This window comes from Rossellomorea sp. GCM10028870, assembly GCF_042666755.1.
In the GTDB taxonomy this organism is placed as follows: domain Bacteria; phylum Bacillota; class Bacilli; order Bacillales; family Bacillaceae_B; genus Rossellomorea.
The window spans coordinates 272323-295537 of the sequence record NZ_JBHTGN010000001.1 but is presented as its reverse complement, the minus strand read 5'-3'; the positions used below and the strand labels follow the sequence as shown (position 1 = coordinate 295537).

The following is a 23215-nucleotide window of genomic DNA, read 5'->3' as shown; positions in this document are numbered from 1 at the left end:
AGTCCAACCAGCAAAAGGCTGATCTAAAAAATCTTCATACAGATTCAGCTATTGATCCTGGTCCAGAATCAGATAGTAATCTCGTTTCATCACTATTGGTGATTAAGAGGGAGATTTTGTGGCAAAACCCCAATTTTGTGCTTAAAAACGTAAATTATCAAGTGACTACTTGGTGGAACCCTGCCAATGAGTGTATTTTCTGGATACCTGTGATGAAAATCCAGCCGTTTTCAGTGATAATCCGGCCGAAATTGGTGATAATCCAGCCGTTTCGGTTGAAAATCCGGCCGAAATCCGAAAAAATCCAGCCGATTAACAATTTTCACCAAAAGCTAACAAAGCCGGATCTACATGCATGTCCCATCAGAGTGATTCTTTATAACAAAAAAAACAGCCTGGTGGCAAAACCACCAAGCTGTTTACTCTCCCGTTTCCCCTACTGTGCCGGGAGCACTCTTTTTCAAAGGAACTTTTTCTGCCTTTTCTTTATGCATACCTTCGGCTTGTTCTTTTAACAGTAAATTTTCTTTCTCTAAAGCCTTTACTTTCCTTTGGACGACGAATAATCGAAACAGTCCAACCGAACCGATAATGATTCCCCCCATGAATACAGATCCGAGTATGACTAATATAAGAGGCCAATCAGCTTCACCAAAGAAATAATTGACGGTGACAGGATCTACATTGATGACAGCGAAAATGGAAACCACCAAAGCAAAGAAAATACCTAATAATAATGTCCACTGAAATTTCATCGGATTCCCCTCCTTATGTTAAGTCTATTTGTTCATCCCTTTCTTCAGAAGCCGGATTGTACGGATTAATATGAATGAACACATCATTTACATTGGATTCTTCGAGAAGTTTTTTCTTAACCTGCTTTCCGACGCGATGACCATCCTCGACAGTCATATGCGGATCGACACTTATCTTCAAATCAATGATGACGTAATGCCCATGTTCCCTGGCATGAAGTTCATTGATTTCCTTCACTTCAGGTACAGAGTCCACTATTTTACGAAAGGGTACGATATCCTCCTCATGCATGACGTGATCCAGCGTATTATGTATGGATTCAGCGCCTAAATGCCAGGCCATCCTGAGGACAAGAAGCGAAACAAATATTCCGGCTACTGGATCGGCATATACAAGCCAGCCAATATCGAATTTCCCTCCGAGGATGGATGCAGAAATCCCGACAAGGGCGGCAATGGATGAAAAGACATCTGAACGATGCTCATACGCATTGACGATCAGGGCATCACTCTTTATTCTTTTACCCAATCGATATTTATATTGAAACATGGCTTCTTTCACAATAATGGAAAAGATGACGGCATAGATGGCAATCGCTGTTGGAGGTGTTAAGGGATGAAAGAAAGATTCTATGGACGATTTTCCGATCTCAATCCCAACTAAGAACAATAAGACGGCCACAATGATTGCTGCTATGGACTCTGCCTTCCCGTGGCCATATGGATGATCCTGATCAGGAGGCTGCTTGGCTGCACGTAATCCGATAAAGACGGCGAGTGAACCTGCAACATCCGAGGCAGAGTGAACGGCATCTGCTATCAACGCTCTACTATTTCCCAATATACCGGCACCCCACTTAATTACCGCAAGTACAATATTCCCTACAACACCAATCATTGCTGCTATTTCAGCTTTCCTAAAACGGTCTTCATGATTCAAGCGGTATCGCCTCCTTTCAACTATTAGTATTGTAACCCAATGCCGTAAAAAAACAAAAAAAAGACAGGTCCGGGGAGAAGCACTCCCCGGACCCATTCATACACTTATACTTGTGGTTCGTCCGACCACGTTTTCTTTTCTTTCACGGTTTTGATCGTACCTTTTTTCTTCAGTTCTTTCTTCTTCAACACCAGCCAAACTTGAGAGGCAATGAATACGGAAGAATACGTCCCTGAAATCAACCCGACCAATAAGGCAATGGAGAAGTTTCGGATGGACTCACTACCAAAGATCATGAGAGCAAGAACCGTAAACACCACCGTTAATACGGTATTAACCGAACGCCCCATCGTTTGTCGGATACTTTGGTTCACTACGTCTTCTATGTCTTTATCCGTTTTCAGACGACGCTTCTTATGAAGGTTTTCACGTAGCCTGTCAAAGGTAACGATCGTATCATTGATCGAGTAACCGACAATGGTCAAGACGGCTGCGATAAATGTAAGATCGACCTCAAGTCTTGTTAAACTGAAGAAGGCTATGATAAAGAATGCATCATGCAGGAGTGCAAGGATCGCACCGGCTGCCATTCTCCATTCAAAGCGGAACGTCACGTAGATGACAATCCCGATCGATGCAATCGCTACAGCGATCATCGCATTTTTGGCAAGCTCTTTCCCGATCACGGGTGAAACGGTGCTGATGCTTGGTTCCGCTCCGTACAGTTCGTTAAAGCGGTCCTTTAATGTGGCGATCTCATCTTTGTTTAAATCTTCCGTATAGCGAACGACGGCGATATTTTCATCGTCCCCTGAAATCACTATATCTTCAGAAGGCAGCTTCATTTCTTTCAATTCGTCTTGAATCTCTTCTGTCTTTAAGCTTTGGTCAGCAAGGATTTCCATACGCGAACCACTTACGAAGTCAATTCCCAGATTCAATCTGAAAATAGCCAGGATGATAATTCCTGCTGTGATCAGGATTGCTGATAATCCGAAGAATTTTTTGCGCTGTGCAGCAAAATCGAAGCGATCGAAACGAGTTGGCAGATCCAGCGTATCGTAATTTTCCGCCAGGTCTTTGATTTCGTTTTTGTTCACACCGAACCAGCCTGGTTTTTTATTAAAGAAGCGGCTGTTTACCCAAAGCCCAAGTAATAAGCGTGAACCCCATACAGCTGTGACGAAGCTTGTCAGAATACTGACGATCAGCATCGTTGCAAAACCTTTTACAGAGCTTGTTCCATATAAGAATAGTACCGTTGCTGCAAGGATCGTTGTTACGTTAGCATCCAATATCGTTAAGAACGAAGATTTATTACCCGCTTGGAAGGCTGAACGAATCGGCTTTCCAACGCGCATTTCTTCTTTGATCCGTTCGTAGGTGATGATGTTGGCATCGACTGCCATACCGACCCCAAGGATCAGTGCTGCAATTCCTGGAAGTGTAAGGACCCCGTTCATTAAATCGAAAATCAATAGAATTAAGTAAATATAAACGGAAAGGGTAATCGTTGCAATCAGTCCCGGGAAGCGGTAATACGCAATCATGAATAAGAAGATGATTGCAATCCCGATGATTCCGGCAGTGACTGTTTTATCAAGTGCCTGTTGACCGAACTTTGCCCCGACAGAAGTTGAATATTTTTCTTCCAGCTTGACCGGGAGTGCTCCCGCATTTAATAGGGAAGCAAGATTTTGAGCACGCTCAACGGTGAAATTCCCTTCGATGATGACTTCATCGGAGTTGATCGGTTGTCTTACAGCAGGATCAGATAGGAATTTCGGGTCTTCTTTCCCCACTTCGGCTTGATAAGAATCTTTTCCTTCCTCGAAATCAAGCCAGATCACCAGCTGATTTTGAGGAGCCATTGCAGATATTTCCTTCGTCAATTCATAGAACTTTTCACGATCTTTCAATTTCAAGGAAACGATTGGATTGTTCTTGTCATCAAAGGTTTGCTTCGCAGAACCGGATGCAAGATCCGAACCATCCAACCGGACTTTATCATTTACGTCGCGGAACGTCAGGTTTGCTTGAGTGGACAGGATTTCTCTTGCTTCGTTTTGATCTTCCACTCCCGCTAATTGAACACGGATCCGGTTTCCATCTTCAATTTGAATATTAGGCTCACTGACACCCAATACGTTAATACGCTTGTCCAATGCATCGGCTGTATTGGACACCGTTTCTTTCGTAATTTCCTGACCTTTTTTGATCGGTTGAACTTCGTAAAGAACCTCAAACCCACCCTGCAGGTCCAATCCTAATTTGATGTTATCGACAATACTCTTCGTTGTTCCTCCCATAGTACCTGCAAGTAATACCACAAGTATAAAGAAGGCAATTATTCGGCCACGCTTTACCATTATGTATAGATCCTCCTTGCCGTTTTAAAAACCATACGAACTATGTGCTTCAAAAAGTAATATAATTCCTGAAATCTTCAATATTCTCATTATCTATGAGAAAGAAAAAGGTGTCAATTTCTTTTCGGACTATTTTCCGTGCATATTGGGACGAAGAAGTTCGTTCAACTCATCTTCATTCACATCTGCAAACCAATTGGGAGACCTGAATGCTTCAATCGTTTCAAAGCTCATATATTCCCCGGGTTTAACCGTTAACACATCACTCACTAACTGAAAGAATTTCACATCTGTTTCGGGTTTCTTCCATTTCTTCTTCGTTAAGTAGGACCAAAGTCGGTGTACGTCTGCTTTTCCATACCCAAGAATTTCGAATTCTTCTACTTTGCTAATAAGTGCTGGCTCTAACGATTCATAAAAACGTTCATAAGGATGCTGATTATTCTTCATTCCCGTTCACCCCATCTGGGCTAAATTTAGCCGGAATTATTCACTACTTGTCATGCTTTGTCCACCCTTGTGCATATACATTATTGTATACGATAATACCAATTTTGAGAAGGCAGGGAATTTTATGTCAAAATTTCTTAAGGGCACTATGATCTTAATGATGGCAGCCTTTATTACTAGAATATTAGGGTTTGTAAACCGGATTGTCGTCGCGAGATTCATCGGTGAAGAAGGCGTCGGTCTTTTTATGATGGCTTTCCCGACCCTGATACTTGTCATCACCATCACTCAATTGGGCCTTCCTGTAGCCATCTCAAAAAACGTGGCTGAAGCAGAATCAAAGGGAGATATCCGGAAAGTAAAAAAAATATTGGTGGTTTCCTTATCGATCACACTTGGGCTTTCCATCATCTTTACCCCGGCGCTCATTCTACTTGCTCCGTACTTGACCGAAGCTTTATTTACTGATGATCGAATCTATTATCCTTTGGTTGCCATCGCTCCGATCATTCCGATTGTAGCGATTTCCTCTGTCATCAGAGGTTATTTCCAGGGAAGACAGAATATGAAGCCATCTGCTTATTCCCAAGTGATTGAGCAAGTGGTCCGGATTACATTGATTGCCGTCTTAACCAAAACCTTTCTTCCATATGGAATTGAATACGCAGCCGCAGCTGCAATGGTAGCATCCGTATTAGGGGAACTCGCATCCCTGCTTTACCTGTTCGCCAGCTTCAAACTAAAGAAAAAATTCAAAATCAGACGAAATTTCTTCAAGTCGATCCGAAATGGCCGGGAGACGTTTAATGAATTGATGAGTGTGGCCCTGCCTACCACAGGGAGCAGAATGATCGGGTCGATCGCCTGGTTTTTTGAACCTATTGTGGTTGTCAATAGCTTAGCCCTCGCTGGAGTGGCTGCCGGGGTGGCAACGAAACAATATGGGTCCCTTACAGGGTATGCCCTGCCTCTCTTGTTCCTTCCGTCATTCATTACACTCTCATTATCCCAATCTCTTGTACCAGCCATAAGCGAAGCAAACTCTCAAAAGAACTTCACATCCATTGAGCACAGGCTTCAGCAGGCGTTGAGATTCTGCTTGATTACGGGTGGAATCTCCGTCGTCATCCTTTACATCTATGCCAAGCCTCTCATGCAGGTGATGTACGGAAGCGAAAGTGGTGCAGGTTTCTTAATGATCATGGCCCCCTTCTTCTTATTCTATTACTATCAAGGGCCCCTGCAAGCGGTTCTGCAAGCACTTAACCTTGCAAGGGCCGCTATGATCAACAGCTTAATAGGTGCCGTGGTGAAGACCGGGGTCATCTTTATTCTTGCCTCACAACCCGCATTCGGCATAAACGGAGCTGCTTTGGGGATTGTAACGGGATTTATGCTTGTCACCATGCTTCATTTCATGACCATCCTTAAATACATTCCGATGACGATCTACTTACGGGATTACTTAAAGATCGGATTCGTGCTGATTGCTACAGGAGCCTGGGGTCATTATTCGTATCTATACCTTTTCAGTGATGAAGTCCTGGTGTTCCGCTTATTATTTGGAGTCACGACTTCAACGCTTGTCTACCTTCTCCTATCCATCAGTCTTAAGCTTATCGTTAAAAACGACCTTGCACGTATTCCATTTATCCGCCGGTTTATTACGGTATAATTTCATCGCACATCAAAACTCCTCAACAAGATGTTGAGGAGTTTTGACTTGGACGTTAACGGATCCTGCGTTTTTAAAGACTATTGATTTTTTTCGTCAATATAGAATTGCCCATTCTGGAAGCTGCAGAATGAAATCTCTTGTATATTCTTAAAGCCTCTCTCCCTCAATTCCTTTCGTAACCAGAAAGCCGTTTTCCCGATCATATCCAGATGAGTGGTTTGGACCTGCCCGTCTAGTATCAGCGGTAAAGTCAAGGACTGAGACGCTTCCTCTTCATCATCTTTCTTCAATACCGATAGTTTCCCTGAAGGTTCCAATATTGCAAATTCAACATCTGCCACATTGAAGATATCTTTTTCTCTTAATTGCAGGAGTAAATCATCATAGTTGTACCGTTGCTTTTTCATCACCTTATCATCGATTTTCCCATTATGGATGATCACTGACGGTTTCCCATCCAAAAGCTCACGGAATGATTTGGACCGCAGCGAAAACCAGGCAAATACCATTTGTATCAGGACAATGACCCCCATTGGAAGTACCGTATGGATAATGGGATCCTTGGGTTGCTCGATGGCCATGACAGCCATCTCCGCAATCATGATGAATACCACCAAATCGAGTATACTTAGTTCACCGATCTCTCTTTTCCCCATTATTCGAAAAATAAAGATGATCAAAAAATAAAGAAAAAGAGTGCGTATAATAATAATAAAATATTCCTCCACTGCTTTTCCCCCTTCATACACATGTCACTATGTAGTATCGACAGATAGGGAAATTTAATGGGAGGAATATTTATCCACCTAAAAATGGCCGGATGTACTTGAAATACACATAGACCGTTGATACTGCAAGTGAAATCAGCGTCACCGGTACACCAATAAGCAAATATTGATAAAACTTGATATGTACATTTTCCTTGGAAGCAAGTCCTGCAATCACAAGATTAGAAGAAGAACCAAGCAATGTACCATTCCCGCCTAAACAAGCCCCGAGAGCAAGCGACCACCATAACGGATCCATATTGACCATTCCGAATTCACCAAATTCCTGTATGACCGGAATCATGGCAGCAACAAACGGAATGTTGTCTACGATGGCGGACAATATACCGGTTCCCCACAGAATGACGAATGCTGTCTTCTTCATGTCCCCATCTGTCAGCCGTAAAATTTCACGGGCTATTTCATCTATGAAGCCTGCTTCTTCAATCCCTCCCACAAGCAGGAATAAGCCCATAAAGAAAAACAGGGTCCCCCACTCCACCTCTCTTAGTATGGTTTCCGGAGGATAAATTTTTTCGAGAAGCAGCATTAACAGAACAGCTCCGGCAAGGGAGACGGTCGTTACATCGAGATGAAACATCGGATATAAAGAAAAACCGGCCAACACCAGGCCAAGGACAAACAGGGACTGAAGGAGCCCTCTGTCTTTCTTTAAATACTCTACTGCATTGATTCCTTTAAGAAGTAATTTCCTGTCTTCCTTGACAAAGAGGACTTCTCTATATAGAACACACATGATGAGTAAAGTGACAATATAGACCATCAAAACGACAGGCAATAAATTTTCAATAAATGCATTGAACGTGAAGTGCTTAACCGCCTGACCGATCATCATATTAGGCGGGTCACCAATCAAGGTCGCGGTCCCTCCAATATTACAAGCAAGGATCGTCATAATCAGAAAAGGTATGGGAGGAAGTTCAAGAAGCTTTGTCAGTTTAAATAGAATGGGAACCAATAACATGGCAATCGTTACGTTAGCCAGAAAGGCAGAGCCAATCGCTGCCAATAAGGAAAACAGGATAAGAAGAGCCAGTCCATTCCCATTCACCCCTTGTGCAAACCTGATCGCAATATACTCAAAGAACCCCGTTTTACTCGTCAACGTCACGATTAACATCATGGAAAAAAGCAGAGTGATGGTTTTCCAATCTATATACGTAAACAATGCTTTCTCAATTGGAAAAGCCCCAATTAAAAGCATGGCAACACCACCGGCCATGGCAGCCAATACCCGGTTCCATTTCTCGGTCATTAGCAGGATGTATACAGAAACAAACACAATTAATACGATTATCGGAGACATGGTCATAGCTCCTCCTTCTCCAGGAAGTTTCATACTAGTCTATGAGGCTTGACCATAAAAAATTTCTAGTCTTTTTCTAATGTTGGATGAATATGCTTGTACTATCACATGAATAAAATTTAATGAGTTAGAAGGGAGAGGACCATCATCGAGGCGAAAAAAATGGGAGGTGCCGTTCTATACGGGACAACAACCATATTTGTCATAGCGATAGTCGCAAGCTTATTATTCTCTTTGCTGCTTCGGTTTACAGAACTGACTGAAAGCTCCATCACATTATTTATCACCATCATATCGTTTCTGTCATTATTTGTTGGCGGATTTATGTCTGGTGGAAAAGGTAAAACAAAAGGATGGGTTCTCGGAGGTTCAACCGGGCTTATTTACACCTTGGTCATTTTCTTATTTCAATATCTCGGATACGATAGTCTGTTTTCAATGGAGCAGCTCGTCTATCACGGCTGCTACATCCTCACAGCCATGATGGGGGGAATCCTTGGGGTGAATATGAGTGGCGGTCCCAGGGAGAGCTAGTCCATCCAAACAATAAAAAAAGGGTCCCTCCCAAAGTGCCTTGGCACAATGATGAGGACCCCTTTTTATTATACCTGATCTGCTCTAACGACTTCTCTGATCGCATTACGATCATATGTAAGACGGCTGCCGTCACCACATAGAATGACTACTTTTCCTTCTTCGATGGCATCGATCGCACCATGCAATCCACCAATCGTGATGATTCTATCACCCTTAGCAAGCTCATTTTGCATTTTTGAAATGGCTTTTTGACGCTTTTGCTGAGGACGGATCAGTAAAAAGTAAAACAGAACGAACATTAATATCAAAGGTAGTATTGTTCCTAAACTTCCTCCCATTCTTTTTCCCCTCCTTTCCAAGATTCATTTATAGCATGCTTTTTAGAAGTTTTTCGCATCAGGACGGTTGAAGCCGTACTGCTCGAAAAATTCTTCCCTAAAGTCTCCTAGACGATCTTCACGAATCGCTTGTCTGACTTGCTCCATCAATTTTAACAGAAAATGAAGATTATGATAAGTCGTAAGGCGAATTCCGAACGTTTCGTCACATTTGATCAAGTGACGGATGTACGCACGGCTATAATTTTTACATGTATAGCAATCACAATTCTCATCGATCGGCCTGAAATCCCTTGCAAACTTAGCGTTTTTCACAACCAGACGGCCTTCGCTTGTCATAAGGGTCCCGTTACGTGCGATACGGGTTGGGAGGACACAATCAAACATGTCAATTCCGCGCATCGAACCATCGATCAGTGAATCCGGAGATCCAACCCCCATCAGGTAACGAGGTTTATCTGAAGGAAGATGTGGCGTCGTGAAATCAAGTACTCGGTTCATGACGTCCTTCGGTTCACCGACAGAAAGGCCACCTACGGCATAGCCGGGAAAATCCATGGATACAAGGTCACGGGCACTTTGCTTACGAAGCTCTTCATACTCCCCACCTTGGACGATTCCGAATAACCCTTGATCATGCGGCCGCTGGTGAGCTTCCAGGCAGCGCTCGGCCCAACGTGTCGTACGCTCTACAGAACTCTTCATATAATCGTATTCAGCAGGATACGGTGGACATTCATCGAAGGCCATCATGATATCCGAGCCCAATGCGTTCTGAATTTCCATCGCCTTCTCCGGACTGAGGAAGAGCTTATCCCCATTCAGATGATGACGGAAATGGACTCCTTCTTCTTCAATCTGGCGAAGCTTACTCAAGCTGAACACTTGGAAACCGCCTGAATCGGTAAGGATGGCACGGTCCCAGTTCATGAATTTATGAAGGCCGCCAGCTTCCCTGATGATTTCATGACCGGGGCGTAACCATAGATGATAGGTATTACTAAGAATGATGCCGGATTCCATGGATTTCAAATCCTCCGGTGACATCGTTTTTACAGTGGCCATGGTTCCTACAGGCATGAAGGCAGGCGTTTCGAATGAACCGTGCGGCGTATGGACGCGGCCCAGTCTTGCTCCGGTTTGTTTACATGTTTTAATCAATTCATATTTTATTGCAGTCAACGTGTGAAATCTCCTTCCACTTTCCATAAAGGGGTAAATAGTTTGTTCAATCAGTGTATTACTTAATAAACATCGCATCTCCAAAGCTGAAGAAGCGGTACTTCTCTTTAACTGCCGTTTCATAGGCATGCATGACGTTTTCCTGTCCCGCAAAGGCACTGACCAGCATGATCAGGGTCGACTTCGGTAAATGGAAATTCGTGATGAGACCATCGATCCCCCTGAACTCATATCCAGGATAAATGAAAATATTCGTCCAGCCATTCTCTTCCACAAAGGTCCCGTGCTTTGAAGCAATGGTTTCCAGAGTCCGGGTGGATGTGGTTCCGACTGTAATGATGCGGCCGCCATTTGCCCTTACTTCATTCAATAGGCGGGCGGTCCCTTCGGATACCTGATAGAACTCAGCATGCATATCATGTTCCTCAATCGTATCGACGGAAACCGGTCTGAATGTCCCCAATCCCACATGGAGGGTAATAAACGCAATATGTACACCCTTTGCTTTCAGTTCTTCCAGCAGTTCTTCCGTAAAATGAAGACCGGCCGTCGGAGCTGCCGCTGAACCTCTTTCCCTTGCAAATACGGTTTGGTAGCGGTCCTGTTCTTCTAATCGCTCGCGAATATATGGAGGCAGGGGCATTTCTCCCAATTCATCAAGAACCTCGTAGAAGATCCCTTCGTAACGGAATTCAAGAATTCTTCCACCATGCTCTTTTAAACCAACACAGGTTGCTTTTAACTTTCCGTCTCCAAAGACAATCTCCGTGCCTACCCGAATTCGTTTCGCAGGCTTCACAAGCGTCTCCCACTGATCTCCATCCTCTTGTTTCAGAAGAAGCACCTCAATATTGGCACCCGTATCTTCTTTTTGTCCAAAAAGGCGTGCCGGTAGTACTCTTGTGTCATTTAAAACGAGACAATCCCCTTCGTGCAGGAAATCCACAATATTTTTAAAATGGAGATGATCAATGGATCCATCTTTTTTATCCAACACCATCAGTTTACTCTCGGAACGATTTTCCAGAGGGGTCTGTGCAATCAGTTCTTCCGGTAAATGAAAATCAAAATCTTCTACTTTCACAATTTGTCACCTAGCTTACTTAAATCTCACCCATGAATCCTATTTAAATCGCCCTAATAAATAAAAGACAACGGAAAGTATAACACTTAACAGAATAGAAGTCATAAGTGGAAAATAAAATGTTGTGTTTTCTTTTTTAATGATAATGTCTCCAGGAAGCTTACCTATTTTGATAAATTGCATGAGGAATCCGATAATAAGAATGATTCCACCTATAATCATTAGTAGCTTAGGCAATCCCGTCAATTGTTCGGCACCTCCAACTGGAAATGTTCATATACAAGATGAGTGACGATCCTTCCTCTTGGCGTCCGTTGGATAAATCCAATTTGCAAAAGGTAGGGTTCGTATACATCTTCAATCGTGTGTGACTCTTCCCCTATACTTGCCGCGATTGTATCAAGTCCCACAGGGCCGCCTCTAAAACGCTCGATGATACCCTTTAGGAGCTTATGATCGATATGATCAAGACCCAGTTTGTCGACTTGAAGAAGCTCGAGGGCTTCCCTCGAAAGGGTGGTTGTAATATCCCCGTTCCCCTTCACCTGGGCAAAATCTCTTACCCTTCGTAATAATCGATTGGCAATACGCGGTGTCCCTCTTGACCTGCGGGCTAACTCCTCGGAAGCAGTCGCTTCGATTTTTGTGTTTAAAATCGCTGCTGTCCGCTGAACAATTTCATTCAACTGCTCCTCATTATAATATTCCAATCGGCATAAAACACCAAACCGATCACGGAGCGGGGCTGATAATGCACCTGCCCGGGTCGTCGCTCCCACGAGTGTGAAAGGCGGAAGGTCTAAACGGACAGACCGGGCACTCGGACCATTCCCTATGACAATATCCAGACAAAAGTCTTCCATCGCAGGATAGAGAACCTCTTCAATGGCCCGTGGCAAACGGTGGATTTCATCGATAAACAGCACATCACCAGGCTCCAGTGCCGTCAGGACCGCAGCTAAATCTCCCGGTCTCTCGATAGCGGGACCAGATGTGGTGCGCAGGTTCACCCCCATCTCATTTGCGATGACAGCAGCAAGGGTCGTTTTGCCCAATCCTGGTGGACCGTAAAGAAGAACATGATCCAAGGTTTCCTGACGCATCTTGGCCGCTTCAATGAATACCTCTAGATTATGCTTTACTTTATCTTGCCCAATATATTGTTTTATTGTCTGCGGACGCAGGGAATATTCAAAGGAATCTTCATTTAACTCTGATTCGCCTGATACGATTCTTTCTTCCATCCAGACTTCCTCCCTTCATGGAATCCACTTATTTCAATAGGAGCTGAAGAGCTTTCCTGATGATTTCGTCCGAGGTATGCCCTTCTCCTTTTAACTTTGGAGTGATTTTCTTGATTTCACGTTCAGAATAGCCAAGGGCTTTAAGAGCAAGAATCGCTTCATCAAAGGCCTCATCCTTCCCAGAGGACACTTCTGCCTCCTCTGGATTCGAGAATAAACTTGGAAAATAATCAGGCACAACATCCTGAAGCTTCCCTTTTAAGTCCAGGATCATCTGACGTGCTGTCTTCTTACCCACACCGGGAAACTTCGTCAGGAAACTTTCATTCTCTTCTTCGATGGCGGTAATTACCTGCTGGGGGGCACCCGAGGCCAAAATCGCTAAAGCTCCTTTGGGACCAATTCCTGAAACATTTAATAGTTTCATAAATAGCAATTTTTCTTCCATTGCCAGAAAGCCATAAAGGGCAATAAGATCTTCACGCACATGCTGATATGTAAAAATCTGAATCTCTTGATTTTGATATTTAGAATAAACAAACGGATTCGCCGTATACAGCTGATATCCGATCCCATTATTCTCCACTACTACATACTCAGGACCAACTTGGCTAACCGTCCCTTTTATATACTCATACATCTTTTTTCTCTCCCTATTTAAAAACCCTGCATAAAAAAGTCATGTAAAACCTATTGTATCATATCACTATTTACTGTGGTCGGAAAGAGTGACAGAAAATGAAACACTTGTTCTAATTTTATCAGATCGAACCTGGATTGGGCAGAAAAAAATCCAACATAAAAAACCAGTGGCGATCGCACTGGTTTTCACTGTTATTTAGGAACCGAGTAGGGTTTAAATTGTTCGAGAACCTCTTCGTATTCTTGCTTCGACTTTATAGGGATGCCCTTGACTAAATCATCATGCCGTTTACTTTCAAGCTTCTCTACATCAATCTGAAAGAAGGACTGAATGATCTCTGCCTGTCCCGGTTTCCCATTGAAAATGGATAGGACGCCATTGTCAGAAATACCGAAATATCCATTCGTCTTTAAAAGGGGGGAAATATCATCCATCTGTTTTTGAAACACGATCTGTTCTTCCGTCATATCCATCAGCTGCCAATCCTCATATGCAGCCCAGAAATCTTCCATGCTCCAAATCGTTTCCTGTACGATTTCCTCACTCACTTCACCATCCAGATATACTCTTTCAAGTATGACTGTGATCGTGTGGGCGGAAGTTACCTCTGCAGGCGTTTCATTCAGCTCCTCAAGAGAGCCCCCATCAGCAGCCTGCTTCTCTTCTGTATAAAAGAATGTGAAGTAAAAAGCACCTATTAACAACATCACCATAAACACGATTCGAACCTTAATCGTCATCGTGATCACCTCGAACTTAATTTATGTAACGCTCTATCCACTAGTCTTGCCAAACCCTGTTAAGAATATCCAGTCTTGAGTGAAATTTTTCAGGAGGGACGGACCTTGAGAGAAGGTAAAGAGGATGCACCAGGCTGAACAAAAAAAAGACTACCAAAGAGATTGAACTCTTTAAGTAGTCTCACCATTGTTACTCATTGACACGGTTCTTAACCGATTTAAACATATCGTGCATATCAAAGTTAATTCCTTCTCTTGGTCCGCCGTCACGTAAATCATTGTCAATATTTCTGACCCGACTGAACGTTCCTTCATCAGTCACAACCGAAACCGACCTTCCATGAAGATAAGGCTGAACGGCTTTTGTGACCCGGGCTTTCGTTTCCTCGATTTTGCTGTGGTCATCCAGCTCTACAGCAATGAGGACATCTGAACCATATGCAACAGCACGAACGTCGCTTACATTTTCAACCTTTCCAGTAACATCACCGATTTTCTCAGCTAAGTCCCCTTCATAAGCTGTATAGTAAGATCTCTTGGCATTTCGTGTATTATCATCAAGATGTCCATGGTAATTCGCATCACCGTGGCTCGCGCGACCGTCTTGTGCTAAGAAATTCTCATCATAGTTGGCAAGTGGTCTTGAAGGATTTTTAGGATTGCCATTCTCATCCCTTACTTGAAGGAATTCGCGTTTCTTTTGGCGGATATCCTGACCCTCTTTTCCAACAGAATGGTCATACATTTCCGTTAGAGGTCCGTCCCTCTCATCTCCCTTATCTCCACCGTGGCCTTCGTTTGAATAGAAGCCGAGGGGCTCATAGGAGTCTGTGTATCGATCTTGAGCTTCTTCTTCTCCACTATTACATGCAGCAAGGCCCAATGTCATGACGGCTGTTAATGGTACCATGAATAATCGTTTATTCAATGGTGATTCCTCCTTCAACCCAATACTCGAGCATATTTGTGCTCACCATTAGGTTGTGAAAGGAGCTCACCTTTCATTCGGGTCAAAGTTTGGAGACATCTCCTACAATTGGGTATTGATCCTTTTCAATTCTCCATGCAACTCTTGATTGAATTGCATTCGCTGTGGAAATTGGTTAAGGGTTAAATTGATTAAATAACCCCAAACACGCTGTTTATAGTATTGATCTTCACGGATGAATCGATTCCACTCGCGAAACACATCTGACGGATACATTAAACCAAGATAAAAAATAAGCTCATCCTCGTATGATTGAAATGGAGTCAGGCGCTTGATGTCACTTAATGTCCAATTTAAATATGGTAAAATCCGGTTGCAAAACTGCAGGTCATCTGTTAATGCTGTAGAAATGGACATTAAATCAAAGTCAATCATATACACGATTCCATTCTTTCCTCTTAAGAAATTATGATGTGCCACATCTCCATGAGTAATGCATTTTCCATTCTCATCGATGCCGATTGATTTTAATTCTTTCAGCGCCCACTTTCCCCATTCTAAATACGTATACAAATAATAAGGTTGAATGAAGGCTTGCAAATAGGGTAGATTATATTGAAACTGCATCATTCGTTTTTTCCATTTTTTCAGCCATCTGTACCTTGGAATCTCTGTTGTCCATGAATCCCGGATTGTTTCTGAGACTGAATGAAATTTTTTCAGGACCTTCAATGCATCTTCCCGATCTTTGGATCGATCATAGCTTATGGATTGAGACGTTTCCAACCACATTGTAATACCGATTGGAGATCCTTCAAATAATAATATCTCCCGCTCATGAATAGGATGGAATGGCAGAACGTGATAGAATTTTTTTCTTAACAGCGTTGAAATCAGCCGTTCCTGCTGTAAGAATTTCAGTTGATTTGGAAATCGTTTCACAAACCACTTTCTACCATTGCTTTTCAGCTTCCATTTCCCTTCTTTTAACATTTTAAGGGATGCTCCGGGATCGTTTAACTTATATTGTAAAAAAGAAAGGAGACGATGTGAATAATCGTCCCCTCGTACATGCATGTTAGCCCTCAAAGTCATCGTCATGGTAGTTCGGCATGGAAAATGCTCTTGGACCAAACATTCCTTGAGGTCCCATTGGCATTCCCATTCCCTGACCTTGAGGTCCCATCGGCATTCCTTGGCCTGGCATTCCCTGACCCATCATCCCTGGTCCGAAGCCGTATGGTTGTTGCTGCATTCCTTGAGGCATTTGTTGTGGCATTTGTTGTGGCATCATCGGATGATGCATCATCGGTCCATACCCTTTTGGTCCGCCACATCCGCAATCACCCTGATCACTTGCTCCCATTACTCCGGATGGCTGGCCCATTGGCATTTGACCGCCCATTTGTGCACCCATTACTCCGGATGGCTGCCCCATCTGCATTTGACCGCCCATTTGTGCACCCATTACTCCGGATGGTTGCCCCATTGGCATTTGATACCCGTTCATCATCGAAGACGGGGACTCTTCTGACATCGCACCCTGTACTTGACCTCCAGGTCCCATTGGATATCCGCCATGCATTCCACCCGGCATTCCACCCTGGAATCCTGGTCCCGGCATGACAGGGGAGACTGGATAGCAATTTTGAGGATACATCATAGCCGGTGATACCTGTTGCGGCATTTGAACCGATGGATAGTCATCTTCATCCGATACACCCATTACTCCTGACGGCTGACCCATTGGCTGTTGCATCGGCATTTGCATCGGCTGCTGCATGTGCATCGGCATCTGCATCGGTTGTTGCATCGGCATTTGACCATGCGGCATGTATGGCATAACGGAAGAAGACTCTTCTTCATATCCCATTTGTGGCATCATTGGCATCTGCTGCATTCCTGGCATCATGGATGCCCCCTGAACCTGGCTTCCTGGCCCCATTGGCATTCCTTGGCCCATCGGCATTCCATATCCTCCTGGCTGCATTCCCCATCCATGTGGTGGACAGAAACCTGGTCCTGGCATTACCGGTGATACAGGCACGCAATTATTTGGGTTATACATAGGTTGGGTGTTCCCTCCTTGTGGTTGTGATGGCATTTGTAAGCTTTCTTCTTCTTGAACACCTTGGACGGCTTCTTGCATCGGTTTTGGCTTTGGCTGTTCTTTTGCTTTTGGTAGTACATTAGTAGGTTTAGGCGGCATTTGAGGTTTTGGTTTTGGTTTTGCTTGCTGCATTGGCTTTTGCATTGGCTGTTGCATTTGCATATTAGCCATATTCATCATGTAATAGTTGTTAATATCGATTTCCGGCACTACTGGTTGAGGCATTTTTGGTGCAAACGGCTTTTGTACTTCTTTCGGCTTTTCTTTCTTTGGCTCTTCGACTGGCATGGCCATAGGCTTCTGCTCTTTGAATGGATGCTCTGCTTTAGGCATCTCTTTCTTAGGCATTTCCTTGGACCCGTATTTGATTTGTGTCTCTTTCTTAACGGATCCGCCTGTAGTCGGCACTTTAATTTTCATGCCAGGCATGATCATATCAGGGTTTGATAGCTGGGCATTCATTTGTTTTAACTCTTCGAAGTTTACGCCATACTTCTTGGCGATTTTCCAGAGAGTATCCCCTTTTTGAACAATATGGATTTTCACTCTTTTTCCCTCCTCAGGCATAAGTCTATATATCCTATGACAAGATAGGCAAATTGCTAATCATCTACATAAAAACTTATGTGTGTTCAAAAAAAAATATACCGTCTCAGGCGATTGGACGGTATATTTCGGGCTTGGTCATTTCATTATTTATATTCATTAAGCACGGGTTAACATGCGTTCTAAAGCGAAAATTGCATTTTTTGAAACACCTTCATCGACTTTAATGATATTTTCAGGTATTCCTTCAATAATTTTCTCCAATGCCCATACTAAATGTGGTAAATCGATGCGATTCATCGTTAAGCAAGGACACATATAAGGATTAAGTGAAACAATGTTTTTATCCGGATGCTGATTGATCAGTCTTTTCACAAGGTTCATCTCTGTGCCAATCGCCCAAGAAGAGCCTGGAAGAGATTGTTCGATGGTTTCGATTATAAATTTCGTGCTTCCATTCAAGTCTGATTTCTCTACCACTTCACGGCGACATTCCGGGTGCACGATAATCTTCATGTCAGGATGATTGTTCCGGATTTCTTCTATATTCTTCTCTGTAAAATTCTCATGGACGGAACAGTGCCCTTTCCACAGGATCACTTTCACGCCATCAAGGTCTCCTTCATGGATCAGTTCGTTTCGAATCGGATCCCATACGGCCATTTCACTTAAAGAAACGCCAAGGTCAGCCGCTGTGTTGCGACCTAAATGTTGATCGGGCAAGAAAAGAATCCGCTCCTTCTGTCCTAATGCCCATTCAACCATTTTATGTGCATTTGATGACGTAACCGTCGCTCCCCCATTCTTTCCTACAAAGCTTTTGATGGCTGCAGTGGAATTGACATACGTGAGGGGAATGATCGTGTCACCAAATAGCTCCATGAGTTTGATCCATGCCTTTTCCGTCTGGTAAATATCAGCCATATCTGCCATGGAACAGCCCGCCCTCATATCGGGTAAGATGACAACTTGATTTTCATCCGTTAAAATATCTGCGGTTTCAGCCATAAAATGAACTCCGCAAAACACAATGTATTCCGCTTCTTTATTTTGCGCGGATAGTTGGGCAAGCTGAAGAGAATCACCAACGGCATCGGCGAATTGGATCACTTCATCTTTTTGGTAATGATGCCCTGGAATGAAAAGCTTCTTTCCCAGCTGAAGCTTAATTTCTCTTACCCGGTTCTCCATCTCTTCTGTCGATAGACTTGTAATCGATTCAGGCAGTACTCCTGTTTGTTTCGTTAATTCTTCAAGCAACCCCATATTTATACCCCTTTCGCGATTCTTGCTCGTGCGCTGATATCAAGTGATTTTACTGAATGTGTCAAGTACCCGAGGGAGATATAGTGAACTCCTGTAGCTGCATAAGCTGAAAGACTTTCCCTTGTAATACCTCCTGATGCTTCTGTCACAATATGAGGAGGAACAAGAGGAAACCACTCACTTATAGTGGCAGGTGTGCAATTATCGAACATAATGACATCCGCTCCGCTTTCAATCGCCTCCACCAATTGCTCCCTCGTTTCAATTTCCACTTCCACTTTCACCATATGTCCGATTTGACTTTTCATCTGCTTAACAGCATTTGTAATCGATCCGGCAAATGAAATGTGATTATCTTTTAACATGACGGCATCATAAAGGCCACTTCTGTGGTTGAATCCTCCCCCCGTCCTTACAGCATACTTCTCAAGCATCCGTAACCCCGGCGTTGTTTTCCGGGTGTCACATAAACGGACCCCACTCCCCTTCACCTGCTCAACAGCCCGATGGGTTTCGGTTGCAATACCGCTCATGCGCTGGATCAAATTGAGGACAACTCGTTCCGCCTGGAGAAGATCCCTCATTGGACCTCTGATTTCAGCAATCAATTGTCCCGTTTCGACCATTTCTCCATCTTCTATGAACACCCTTGCTTCGATTGATGGATTGAAGAGCCCGAACCCAAGCTCGATCACATCTTTCCCACAAAATATACCGTTCTCTTTCATCAGGAATGAAAAAGATCCTTCATCGTCTTTAGAAAACAGGATTTCAGATGAGTGATCTCCATCACCCAAATCTTCACGATAAAACTCTTCAAGCATAGATTTTAGTTTCATTTTGTTCATGATACTCCACCCTCAATCGACCATCTTTGTTTTGTAAAATCATTTTTCGTTTGAACCATGTTTCATTATCTTCAAGGGGATAATCTGATCGAATATGCCCTCCCCTGCTTTCTGTCCGTAATAAAGCGGACTGAGTTACAAGTGAGCTTACAATCCACATGAAGTATGTATGAATCTCTTCACGTGAATTGAAATCGATATGCTCATGAAATGTCAGGGGTTGGGACCTTAACCAATTCAAATGAGTGACCAATCCTTTGTCATCACGGATAATCCCTACATGCTCCATCATTTTCTCTTTTACATCGCTTGACTGAAAAGGAATATGTGCCGATTTTCCTTCTTGAATGGGAGCAATCGAAGAGAGCAGAAAGGATGAATGATGATTACCACCATTCTGAACGAGGTATTTTCCAAGTCGGTCTCCGTATACCAAACCTTCCAGTAACGAATTACTGGCCAACCGGTTCGCTCCATGGATACCGCTGCAGGCTACCTCCCCAATCGCATACAGTCCCGGAATATTGGTTCTCCCCACTCGATCGGTCAGTACTCCCCCCATCATAAAATGACATCCAGGTGAAACAGGGATCTTCCCTTCCTCAATAGAAATATTATGTTTTAAGCAAAGAGAGGAGATGGACGGGAACTTTAACTGAAAGTCTTCTATTCTACTTATATCTAAAAACACTTCTCTTCCTTTTTGCCGCTCCTTAAAGATGCTTTCAGCTACAATATGACGTGGTGCAAGCTCCAAGAGAGGATCCACTCCCTGCATGATTCTTTCTCCCATATCATTTAGCAGGAGAGCTCCTTCCCCCCTTACTGCCTCTGAAATAAGACCGCATGTTTTCCCGTTCAGCCAAAGCAAAGTCGGGTGAAATTGGATGAACTCCATATCCGCAACCTTAGCCCCGGCAAGAAAAGCAAGGGCCATTCCATCACCCGTTACGACCGGATGATTGGATGTAGAAGGATATAATCCCCCGATTCCTCCCGTGGCAAGAACAACGTGGGCAGCGTAATAATAGCGGATAGCATCACTCTTATCCTTCGTTTTCAAACCGCAACAGTGTCCCCTGTCATCTTTAACTAGCTCGTAAACCATTTCACCTTCAATAAATTCGACTTTGTTTCTTGAAAGGGATTTCAATAAATGCTCCACCAAATACTTTCCTGTCTGATCTCCCCCACTATGCAATATGCGATTTGCACTGTGAGCTCCTTCCATCCCCAGAGAAAGACTCCCATCTTCTTTGCGGTCAAAAGGGGCCCCTTCGTTTACCAGGGATTCTACGATTCTTTTTCCATCTACAATGAGTTGATTCACGCTATCCTCATCCTGATGATAGCGTCCTGCTTCTAATGTATCTTCATAATGAGCATGGACAGAATCCTTTTGTCCTAAAGCTGCTGCAACACCACCTTGGGCAAGATATGAGTTGCCACTTACGATTTTATCCTTTGTGATAATCATCACATAAAAATAATCTTGAAGTTGGCGTGCCAGTTGCAATGCTGCAATGCCACTTCCAACGATCAAAACATCGGCCTTTTTCATCAAAAACCCTCCTGATTATTTACAGGTGTCTTGACACATATATTTACACATATTTAAACTAATGACAAGAGTTTTTTACAAGTCTCATATATTCAGACTATTTAAACAAAGGAAGGTTACATGATGAACTATTTTGATTACGCCGCTACAACCCCAGTTGATCCCGAAAGCTTGAAAGTGTATCAAACAGTCAGTGAGGAGTTCTGGGGGAATCCGAGCAGTCTTCACGACACAGGCGGAAAAGCACAGCTTTTACTGACAAAATGCAGAGAAAAATTGGCTGGAATCCTTGGGGTGCCACCTAAAGGGATCTACTTTACTTCCGGGGGAACAGAGGGAAATCACTTAGCCCTCGTCACGCTCGCACTAAGCAGGAAGCACAAGGGAAAACACATCATCATTGGTGGTGCAGAACATTCATCCCTGCATTCCTCTGCCGCTTTTCTTGAGCAATGGGGCTTTACCGTCACGAAAATCCCCACCACATCTCAAGGATTGATTCACCTGCAAAAACTCGAAGAAGCGATTTCAGAAGAAACAACCGTCGTGAGCATCGGACATTGTAACGGGGAAATCGGAACGATCCAGCCTCTCCATGACATCAAGAATCTACTGAGAATCAATGATATCTTGCTGCACAGTGATATGGTTCAATCCTTTGGGAAAACAGACATCACGGAATACACTTCCATCGTAGACAGCTTCACTCTATCCTCCCATAAAATTTATGGACCAAAAGGAGTCGGCGCTCTTTATATCAATCCTTCTATCGATGTTTGTCCTATGATCCCGGGCCAGACACATGAGGACGGGTTCAGGGGAGGAACGGTGAATCTGCCCGGAATAGCAGGATTCGTGACAGCCGCAAGTTTATTTCATGATTCCTTTTCAATCCCGCATTATGCTCGTCTGAGAGACCATTTTCTATCGCTATTAGAAGAACATCTTCCGGGTTCTTACACGCTCTATGAGGGACCCGCACATGCACAGCTACCACACGTAATCGGCCTGGGAATTCATGGGCTTGAGGGTCAATGGCTGATGCTTGAATGCAACCGGAGGGGAATGTGCATTTCCACAGGGAGTGCTTGCGGTTCAGGGACTGGGGCTATGTCTAAAACACTGTCCAGCATGGGAGTTGATCAAAGAGCCGGAAAAGAATTCATACGCATTTCATTTGGGAGAGATACAAAGGAAGAACATGTAGAGAAACTTGTACACGCGTTATACGAAATACGCGCTGCTCATGTATCTTCCTTAACTTGAAGAACAAGTTGTGGTATGATTTTCTATATAAATTGGGGACGGAGGAGATATCTTTGGCAGGAAAAAAGATCCTTGGAGATGAGAGAAGACAATGGATCCTCGATAAACTAATCACAAAACATGCCCCGATCACAGGGGGAGAGCTCGCCAAGCAGACCAGTGTCAGCCGACAGGTGATCGTAAGTGACATCACACTGCTGAAAGCAAAGGGTGAGCCCATCATTGCGACGAGTCAGGGCTACTTGTATATGCCTGCCTCGAATCAGGATACAATGATTGAACGGACGGTTGCTTGCCAGCATACACCTGACCGGTCGGAGGAAGAACTCTTCTTACTTGTCGATCACGGTGTCACAGTCAAGGATGTAAAGATTGAACACGGCGTATACGGAGACCTGACCGCTTCGATTATGGTGTCCAACCGTAAGGAAGTGGAACAATTCATGAACAAAATTGATGAAACGGGGGCTTCCTTTCTTTCAGAATTAACCGATGGTGTTCATTTACATACCTTAATGGCCCATAGTGAACAAGCCCTGGAGACAGCAGAAAAAGCCCTTCAAGATGCAGGCTTCCTGATTCAAACTTACAATTGATCAGCCCCGACGAGCATATAAATAAGGCAGATTCCACGTT

The 23215-nt window shown here is 43.6% G+C and carries 23 protein-coding genes; 4 read left to right on the top strand and 19 right to left on the bottom strand.

What is annotated here, in order from left to right; translation table 11 throughout:
• Nucleotides 1-419: 419 nt before the first annotated feature.
• From ACFQWC_RS01475 to ACFQWC_RS01460, 4 genes are all read right to left on the bottom strand, one after another.
• Entirely contained in the window at nt 420-755 is a 336-nt protein-coding gene (locus tag ACFQWC_RS01475; RefSeq protein ID WP_299738681.1) for a LapA family protein, read from the bottom strand.
• 13 nt (nt 756-768) lie between these two features.
• Nucleotides 769-1653 (bottom strand): cation diffusion facilitator family transporter, encoded by an 885-nt coding sequence (locus ACFQWC_RS01470; protein WP_299739648.1) that lies wholly within the window; start codon nt 1651-1653, stop codon nt 769-771.
• A 146-nt stretch (nt 1654-1799) separates the two neighbouring features.
• On the bottom strand, nt 1800-4064 hold the full coding sequence (gene secDF, locus ACFQWC_RS01465; RefSeq protein ID WP_299738683.1) for a protein translocase subunit SecDF: 2265 nt from the start codon (nt 4062-4064) through the stop codon (nt 1800-1802).
• A gap of 129 nt (nt 4065-4193) precedes the next feature.
• A complete protein-coding gene (locus ACFQWC_RS01460; RefSeq protein WP_299738686.1) occupies nt 4194-4514 on the bottom strand; it encodes a post-transcriptional regulator in 321 nt (106 codons plus the stop codon).
• Between the two features lie 124 nt (nt 4515-4638).
• Between ACFQWC_RS01460 and spoVB the strand changes: the two genes are divergently transcribed.
• Complete coding sequence (gene spoVB / locus ACFQWC_RS01455; RefSeq protein WP_299738688.1) at nt 4639-6189, top strand: stage V sporulation protein B; 1551 nt, start codon at nt 4639-4641, stop codon at nt 6187-6189.
• Nucleotides 6190-6269: 80 nt separating this feature from the next.
• Here spoVB and ACFQWC_RS01450 read toward each other — a convergent pair whose 3' ends face one another.
• Nucleotides 6270-6920: a DUF421 domain-containing protein gene (locus ACFQWC_RS01450; protein ID WP_299738691.1), complete on the bottom strand. Its 651-nt coding sequence runs from the start codon at nt 6918-6920 to the stop codon at nt 6270-6272.
• Between the two features lie 70 nt (nt 6921-6990).
• Nucleotides 6991-8286, bottom strand: a complete 1296-nt coding sequence (locus ACFQWC_RS01445; protein ID WP_341356621.1) for an ArsB/NhaD family transporter — start codon at nt 8284-8286, stop codon at nt 6991-6993.
• 162 nt (nt 8287-8448) lie between these two features.
• On the opposite strand from ACFQWC_RS01445, the gene ACFQWC_RS01440 reads away from it, so the two are divergent.
• Nucleotides 8449-8820 carry a TIGR04086 family membrane protein gene (locus ACFQWC_RS01440; protein WP_299738695.1) on the top strand — a complete coding sequence of 124 codons (372 nt, stop codon included), beginning with the start codon at nt 8449-8451 and terminating at the stop codon, nt 8818-8820.
• A 68-nt stretch (nt 8821-8888) separates the two neighbouring features.
• Here ACFQWC_RS01440 and yajC read toward each other — a convergent pair whose 3' ends face one another.
• The 13 genes from yajC to nadB all read right to left on the bottom strand — a co-directional run bounded on the left by yajC (nt 8889) and on the right by nadB (nt 21313).
• Complete coding sequence (yajC, locus tag ACFQWC_RS01435) at nt 8889-9161, bottom strand: preprotein translocase subunit YajC (protein WP_149156354.1); 273 nt, start codon at nt 9159-9161, stop codon at nt 8889-8891.
• Between the two features lie 42 nt (nt 9162-9203).
• Complete coding sequence (gene tgt / locus ACFQWC_RS01430) at nt 9204-10370, bottom strand: tRNA guanosine(34) transglycosylase Tgt (protein ID WP_377107200.1); 1167 nt, start codon at nt 10368-10370, stop codon at nt 9204-9206.
• A 31-nt stretch (nt 10371-10401) separates the two neighbouring features.
• Nucleotides 10402-11427 (bottom strand): tRNA preQ1(34) S-adenosylmethionine ribosyltransferase-isomerase QueA, encoded by a 1026-nt coding sequence (gene queA / locus ACFQWC_RS01425; protein WP_299738703.1) that lies wholly within the window; start codon nt 11425-11427, stop codon nt 10402-10404.
• A 39-nt stretch (nt 11428-11466) separates the two neighbouring features.
• Nucleotides 11467-11673 carry a DUF2905 domain-containing protein gene (locus ACFQWC_RS01420; RefSeq protein WP_299738706.1) on the bottom strand — a complete coding sequence of 69 codons (207 nt, stop codon included), beginning with the start codon at nt 11671-11673 and terminating at the stop codon, nt 11467-11469.
• The gene (gene ruvB / locus ACFQWC_RS01415) at nt 11670-12671 is read right to left on the bottom strand and encodes a Holliday junction branch migration DNA helicase RuvB (RefSeq protein WP_377105749.1); all 1002 of its coding nucleotides are present in this window, start codon (nt 12669-12671) and stop codon (nt 11670-11672) included. The genes ACFQWC_RS01420 and ruvB overlap by 4 nt, the downstream gene beginning before the upstream one ends.
• Before the next feature lie 28 nt (nt 12672-12699).
• A complete protein-coding gene (gene ruvA / locus ACFQWC_RS01410; RefSeq protein WP_299738710.1) occupies nt 12700-13311 on the bottom strand; it encodes a Holliday junction branch migration protein RuvA in 612 nt (203 codons plus the stop codon).
• 194 nt (nt 13312-13505) lie between these two features.
• On the bottom strand, nt 13506-14054 hold the full coding sequence (locus ACFQWC_RS01405; RefSeq protein ID WP_299738713.1) for an intercompartmental signaling factor BofC: 549 nt from the start codon (nt 14052-14054) through the stop codon (nt 13506-13508).
• 190 nt (nt 14055-14244) lie between these two features.
• Nucleotides 14245-14982 (bottom strand): YhcN/YlaJ family sporulation lipoprotein, encoded by a 738-nt coding sequence (locus ACFQWC_RS01400; protein ID WP_299738716.1) that lies wholly within the window; start codon nt 14980-14982, stop codon nt 14245-14247.
• A gap of 102 nt (nt 14983-15084) precedes the next feature.
• Nucleotides 15085-16059 carry a phosphotransferase gene (locus ACFQWC_RS01395; protein ID WP_377105746.1) on the bottom strand — a complete coding sequence of 325 codons (975 nt, stop codon included), beginning with the start codon at nt 16057-16059 and terminating at the stop codon, nt 15085-15087.
• A gap of 1 nt (nt 16060) precedes the next feature.
• Complete coding sequence (safA, locus tag ACFQWC_RS01390; RefSeq protein WP_377105744.1) at nt 16061-17638, bottom strand: SafA/ExsA family spore coat assembly protein; 1578 nt, start codon at nt 17636-17638, stop codon at nt 16061-16063.
• A 159-nt stretch (nt 17639-17797) separates the two neighbouring features.
• A complete protein-coding gene (gene nadA / locus ACFQWC_RS01385; RefSeq protein WP_377105742.1) occupies nt 17798-18904 on the bottom strand; it encodes a quinolinate synthase NadA in 1107 nt (368 codons plus the stop codon).
• 2 nt (nt 18905-18906) lie between these two features.
• Complete coding sequence (gene nadC, locus ACFQWC_RS01380; RefSeq protein ID WP_377105740.1) at nt 18907-19752, bottom strand: carboxylating nicotinate-nucleotide diphosphorylase; 846 nt, start codon at nt 19750-19752, stop codon at nt 18907-18909.
• Complete coding sequence (nadB, locus tag ACFQWC_RS01375; RefSeq protein ID WP_377105738.1) at nt 19721-21313, bottom strand: L-aspartate oxidase; 1593 nt, start codon at nt 21311-21313, stop codon at nt 19721-19723. Before nadB ends, nadC begins: the two co-directional genes overlap by 32 nt.
• A gap of 123 nt (nt 21314-21436) precedes the next feature.
• Between nadB and ACFQWC_RS01370 the strand changes: the two genes are divergently transcribed.
• A complete protein-coding gene (locus tag ACFQWC_RS01370) occupies nt 21437-22579 on the top strand; it encodes an IscS subfamily cysteine desulfurase (protein ID WP_377105736.1) in 1143 nt (380 codons plus the stop codon).
• Between the two features lie 53 nt (nt 22580-22632).
• On the top strand, nt 22633-23175 hold the full coding sequence (locus ACFQWC_RS01365) for a transcription repressor NadR (RefSeq protein WP_299738730.1): 543 nt from the start codon (nt 22633-22635) through the stop codon (nt 23173-23175).
• Nucleotides 23176-23215: the final 40 nt, after the last annotated feature.